At 74.9% G+C, this 5,701-nt stretch carries 3 protein-coding genes and 2 pseudogenes; 3 read left to right on the top strand and 2 right to left on the bottom strand.

Annotated elements, in window-relative coordinates:
• Nucleotides 1-681 precede the first annotated feature (681 nt).
• On the bottom strand, nucleotides 682-3,255 hold the full coding sequence (locus GUY61_RS33550) for a SpoIIE family protein phosphatase (RefSeq protein ID WP_166634096.1): 2,574 nt from the start codon (nucleotides 3,253-3,255) through the stop codon (nucleotides 682-684).
• Between the two features lie 390 nt (nucleotides 3,256-3,645).
• A complete protein-coding gene (locus GUY61_RS33545) occupies nucleotides 3,646-4,077 on the bottom strand; it encodes a helix-turn-helix domain-containing protein (protein ID WP_166634095.1) in 432 nt (143 codons plus the stop codon).
• Between the two features lie 136 nt (nucleotides 4,078-4,213).
• Here GUY61_RS33545 and GUY61_RS33540 point away from each other — a divergent pair.
• The 3 genes and pseudogenes from GUY61_RS33540 to GUY61_RS33530 form a co-directional block, all read left to right on the top strand.
• Nucleotides 4,214-4,552, top strand: a pseudogene (locus tag GUY61_RS33540) (STAS domain-containing protein); the annotation flags it as partial.
• Between the two features lie 354 nt (nucleotides 4,553-4,906).
• Nucleotides 4,907-5,365 carry a nuclear transport factor 2 family protein gene (locus GUY61_RS33535; RefSeq protein WP_166634093.1) on the top strand — a complete coding sequence of 153 codons (459 nt, stop codon included), beginning with the start codon at nucleotides 4,907-4,909 and terminating at the stop codon, nucleotides 5,363-5,365.
• A 190-nt stretch (nucleotides 5,366-5,555) separates the two neighbouring features.
• Nucleotides 5,556-5,701, top strand: a pseudogene (locus GUY61_RS33530) (SURF1 family cytochrome oxidase biogenesis protein); the annotation flags it as partial.

Below are 5,701 nucleotides of genomic sequence, written 5' to 3'. Positions count from 1 at the left end.
GATGCGCCACCCCACCCAGCGACCACCACCCGGCCAAGGTCACGCATACAAGACACGCCCCCCGTTCACCCCCGGTCAGCGCGCCCGCCACCGCCCGCAGACTCACTCATACACGCCAGAACACACTCACACCCAGTCCACCGCCACCTGCTCACAACCCCTTGGTACTGCGGAACCTCCTCGAGGGGTACGAGGCTCTCGCGGCCCTGAACGCGACGGAGGGCACGGCCGAGGCACGCCGGCGCATGGACGCCCCCCTACACCCTGTGTGTCTCCACGGGCACCAGGGACGTCGCGGCGGCGCACCGGCAGCTGCGGTCCCAGGCCGCGGCGCCGGTCCGGCCCGCCGCTGCCGCCCCGCGGGTGGCGGAGCCCGCCGCGGACGCGCTGGCCTCCTGATGTCCTCGTACGTCCATCGCGTACGATCCCCGCGTCCTCCCGTTCCACGGCCGATCCGCCGACCCGTCGCCGGCGGCTCGGCCGAGCCGGACGGCGGATCCGCTCGCGGCGGCGGACGCGCCGGGGCCCACCACCCGCGCGGGCCCTGCGCGGGCGCCGGCACCGTCCGCGGACCGGGCCGCGCGGACCCCGGGCCTGGCGCACCAGGCGCGCGCACCAGGGGCGGACACAGGTGCCGGGTGCAGGGTGCCGGGTGCAGGGTGCCAGGTGCAGGGGCGCCGATCAGGGAACCTGGATGCCGATCAGGCAGGTGTCGTCGTCCGTGTCGGACCGGCTCATCGCGAGCAGCCGGTCCAGGTGGTCGTCGAGATCCGGCAGGGGCGGGCCGGCGGCCTGCAGCAGTTGCCGCAGCGAGGACTCGTCGAAGACGCCTCGGCGTTCGACCAGTCCGTCGGTGTACATGAGCAGCCTGTCGCCCGGGTCGAGGACGATGCGGTGCTCCTCGTACCGCGCGGACGGCACGGCCCCCAGCAGGATGCCCTGCGGCAGCGGCAGGGTCGTCGGGGAGCCCGCGCGGAACAGCACCGGCGGCGGGTGCCCGGCCCTGGCCCAGCGCAGTTCCCGGGAGACCGGGTCGTACATCCCGCAGACGACGGTCGCGGTCACGTTGTCGGTGAGGTGGTGGGTGACGGCGTTGAGCCAGCCCAGCAGTTCGGCGGGGCCCGCTCCGGTCACGGCCAGCCCGCGCAGGGCGTTGCGCAGCACCACCATGCCGGTGGCGGCGTCGATGCCGTGGCCCGCGATGTCGCCGACGACGAGCAGCACGCGTTTCGCGGGCAGGGCCACCGCGTCGTACCAGTCACCGCCCACGAGGTGTTCCTCCTCGGCGGGGCGGTAGCGGACGGCGATGCGCAGCCCGAAGGCGTCGATGGGGGCGGTGGCCGGCGGCATGATCGCCTGCTGGAGCTGGAGGGCGAGCCGGTTGCGTTCGGCGGCGCGCTCCTCGCTGTCGGCGAGCTGGTCGCGGGTGGCGGCCAGGGCCACCTCGGTCCAGTGCTGCTCGGAGACGTCCTGGCAGGCTCCGCGCACCGCGATCAGCGTGCCGGTGGCGTCGGTGACCGGCTCGGCGACGATGCGGATGTGCCGGATCACCGCGTCGGCGCGCTGGAGCCTGAGACCGAGCGACGCGGGGCGGCGGTGGTGCAGGAGCGCCCTGACGAAGCGGCCGACGGCGACCACGTCGTCGGGGTGGACGTAGTGGTGCAGCCGTTCCAGCGGTACGGGCGCGGCCGTGGGCGGCAGGCCGAACAGCGCGTACATCTGGCTGTTCCAGACGACCTCGCCGGTGCCGGTGTTCTCCTCGAAGCCTCCGATGCGTCCGAGCCGCTGGGCGTGCTGCAGCAGGGCGGACAGTCGGGTCGTCTCGTCCTGGGCGCTCCAGGTGACGAGGACGCTGTCGCCGAGGCCGGCCATCCCCACGGAGGCGACGGGCGGCGGCCCGGTCCTGCCCGGCGGGGCGGGCAGGACCATGTCGGCGGCGCGGAAGGGGTCACCGGTGGCGTGCACACGCCGTGCGTGCTCGAACAGCCCCTCACCCGGTCCTGCGTGTCCTCCGTGTCCGCCGCGTTCGCCGTGTCCCGCGCCCGGGCCCTGGTCGCCGGCCGCCGGGGGGTACGTTTCGAGCAGCCTTCCGCCCAGGACGGCCGAGCGCGGGCGGCCGACGGGGTCGGCGAAATGGTCGTTGACGTAGGTGATCCGGAAGTCGGTCAGGTTCCCCTCGGGGTCCTGCAGGGGGCGCAGCACCATCGCTGGGTCCCGCAGGGCGTCGGCGAAGCTCTCCGCGGGGTCGGGCCGGACGGCCCCTGCCTTCGTCCCGGCGGTCGCCGGCTCGGTCCCCGCTGCGCCGGGGCTCCCGGTTTCCTTCTCGGCCGGGCCGGAGGGTCCGGGTGCGCCGAGCGTGTGGGCGCACAGCTCTCCCAGGGCCCGCAGCTGGCGTTGTGTCGGCCCGCCGGGCCGGGGCAGCGGATCCTGCCAGCACACCTCCATGGCGCCGATGACACGGCCGCCGGTGGCGGCCGGTACGGCGGCGCGGGCGCCGTCCGTGCCGTCTCCCCTGCCGATTCCGGGGACGTCGGGCGGTGGCGCCGGCCGCCACAGGAACCTGTTCTCGGCAAGCGCCTGCTGGGCGAGGGTGCCCACGCCGGGCGGCACGTAGTGCCACTGGCCGGCCTCGCGATCGGAGAAGCCCGCGTGCCCGGCGAGGGTCAGTGCGCCGCCGGGGCAGGCGGCCCAAACCGCGACCGCGGCGGCGCCGAGCGGGGCGAGGGCGTGGGTGAGCATCGATTCCGCCGCCGACTGCGCGTCCGACACGAGCGCGCCCGCCTCGGCGGTGCGCAGCCGCCGCACGGGGGTCGGCGGCGCGGTGCCCACGGGGCCCGGGAGCGGGGTGGGGAGCGGACCTGGGAGCGGGCCGGGGATCTCACCGGAGGTCTCACCGGAGGTCTCACCGGAGGTCTCGCTTGGACGGGGCTGCTCGCCCCGGCCCGCGTGGGGCAGCAGGTCGGCCGCGGTGTCGGCGGCGGCGCCGTGGACGATGTCGGCGGCCAGCTCCAGCAGCGGCAGGCGGGCCGTCTCCGCGAGGCGTTCGAGGTGCCGGGCGGCCTCGGCCGGCCCGCCGTGCCCTCGCGCCACGAGGATGCCGGTGGCGAGAGCGATCAGGGTGCGCGCGTCGGCGGGACGTCCGGCTGCCTCGGCCGTCGTCCGCCCCGCCGACGCGCCGTTGCCGTACGCCGTGACGTTGCCCTGCGCGCCGTGGGCGGTACCGGGCGGCGCGCCGGCGCCGTGCCGCTCGCTCACCGTACGGGCCTCCGTCCGGCGTGGAGCAAGGCCGCCGCCGACCGGTGCCGGCACGGGGACTTCATCGCGTGCCTGCTCGCGCGGGGGAACGTCCCTGCGGTCACGTCATCCCCGTCCTGGAGGCGACTGTCACTGCCGGCGGGTGCCGGGGACGGCACCCGGCGCGCTTCTCGACGACCTTCACGAGCCCTGTGGCCCGGCTCCCCCGGCTGAAGGAGGGGGCTTCCGGCGCGCGGGCCGCGGTCCGGCCCGAACCGGTCCCTTACGGGACGAATGGAAAGTACCACAGGACGGGAAAGCGATTCCCGTACCGGCCGAGGCCGGTGGTCCCTCGCCGGGAGAGGGCCGGCGCACCGCCCGCCGACGGCCCGTGACCGGGGCCCCGGCCGCTCACGCGGGCCCGGCCACCTGGTCGGCCACCCGCCCGATCCGCGCCAGACGGGCCAGGGCGGGCCGCGACAGGACCTCGCCGATGTCGTGCAGGGCGACGATCATCTCCTCGACACCGTCGAGAGGCGCGTCGCGCCCGGTGCTCAGCAGGACGCCCCGGTACTCCTCGGCGGACAACGAGGTACGGGGCAGCTCGATGCGGTCCTCCTCCGCGCGGAACAGCGCCGGGACGGAGGTCTCCAGCGCGAGGGCGAGAGCGGTCAGTTCAGTGGCCGTGAAGGACCGCCGGCCACGCTCGGCCTGGTGGACGGCCTGCCGGCTCCACGGCTTGTCCAGGTAGCCGCCGAGGGCCTCGCCCAACTCGGCGAGCGAGAGTTCGCGCTCTGCCCTGAGCCGGGCGATCTGCCTCCCGATGGCCTCTTCGACGCGCATCTTCCACCCTCATGTCATCGATCGGAATGACACCGAGACCCAATCATTGACGAGCTGTACACCGCCACGCTAGTGTAACTCTACACATTTCTTTGTCATTGTACAGAATGACAATCGGAGGGGCGGGCAGGGACACATGCGGGATTTCGAAGTGGAGGCCGTCGAGGCCGGCGAAGAGCGTGCGGTCCTGCGGGTCACCGGCGAGGTCGACGTCTACACCGCCCCGGCGCTCCGCGAGCGTGTCCTCGACCTCGCGGCCAAGGGCCACGTGCACCTCATCGTCGACATGAACGGTGTGGACTTTCTCGACTCGACGGGCCTCGGAGCCCTTGTCGCCTGCCTCAAGCGCCTGCGCGGCGACGGCGGTTCGCTCACCCTCGCACTGGGCACGGAACGCATCCTGCGGGTCTTCCGGATAACCGGGCTGACCAGCGTGTTCCCGCCGCACCCCACGGTACGGGAGGCGATCGCCGCGGATTCTCACTGGCGGCGCACGGCGGAGGACGAGGCCGGTGGGGTCGAGCAGTTCTGCAGGCAGCACGGGCTGGCCTGACCACCGGCGCGGGAAACCTCCGCACGCGATCACCGCGGCGCGCGTTGGCCGCCTGAGAACGAGGAGCGGCAACACGGCACGACCATCCGCCCCGCGCCGCCCCGCCCGCTGACAGGGCCCCTGGCCACGGCGGACCTGCCGGTGCGCGCACGCCCGGCGGCGCCGGCGGGGCCGGGCGCCTACCCGGGAGGTAATCGCCGTCCCCGGCCGGACCCGGCAAGGTGGTGATCCGTCCGCGTCAGGGGGACGCGGGCTCCGGATCGGAAGGACCACCCAATGGCCACGGGCACACCTGGCGGCACCCGCGCGATGGTGGAGGAGCTGCTGCGCCGGATCGGCGAGGGCGACCCCGAGCGCATCGCGGAGCTGTACGCCGAGCGGAGCGACTGGAGGCTGGACTGGCCGGAGGCCGAGCACGGCCGCACCGCCACTCCGTGGATCCGTCACCGGTTCACCCGCGACGACACCGCCGCCCACTACCGCGAACTGGCCGCACACCATCTGCCCGGCCACGCGTCCACCGAGATCGAGCGCGTCCTGACCGACGGCGACGACGCGGTCGTGCTCGGCGAGATCCGTCAGACCGCCCGGCCCACGGGCCGCCCCTACCGGGCGCGATTCGCCCTGCACCTCGCCTTCGAGGACGGCCTCGTCACCCGGCACCACGTCTACGAGGACAGTCTTGCCGTAGCCCAGGCGTTCGACCCCTTGGACGCGGACCACGACCGCCGCTGAGCGGCCAGGACGACGCCGGTCACGTCCCCGCGCTGCCGCGCCCGTGTCGCTCCCCCGCTCCCCCGCTCCCCCGCATCCCCGCGTCGCGGTGCGCGGTGCGCGGTGCGCGGGGATTGCTCCGGGACACGGAGTCGCCGTCCGGTCACCCGCCGAGGACCCGGCCCCGGAGCCGGTGACGCCCGGCGACCTCGGCCGCAGCGCCACGGCCACCGGCCGCTACGGCGGGCAGCTGCCCGTCCCCGGCCGTGAGCTGGACGGCCGTCAGGGCTTCTACGTCCTCGGGCTGCTGCGCACCGATTGACGGCGAGACGCTGCCGTGGTGCGCGGCTGGCTGCC

This window comes from Streptomyces sp. GC420 (genome assembly GCF_009916105.1).
GTDB lineage: Bacteria > Actinomycetota > Actinomycetes > Streptomycetales > Streptomycetaceae > Streptomyces.
The sequence above is the reverse complement of the archived record's forward strand: the minus strand, read 5'-3'. Positions and strand labels throughout refer to the sequence as shown.

Excerpts from the sequence above, each read along its gene's own strand:
- GUY61_RS33545 (WP_166634095.1), bottom strand. The coding sequence starts at position 4,077 with ATGCGCGTCGAAGAGGCCATCGGGAGGCAGATCGCCCGGCTCAGGGCA.
- GUY61_RS33535 (WP_166634093.1), top strand. The coding sequence starts at position 4,907 with ATGGCCACGGGCACACCTGGCGGCACCCGCGCGATGGTGGAGGAGCTG.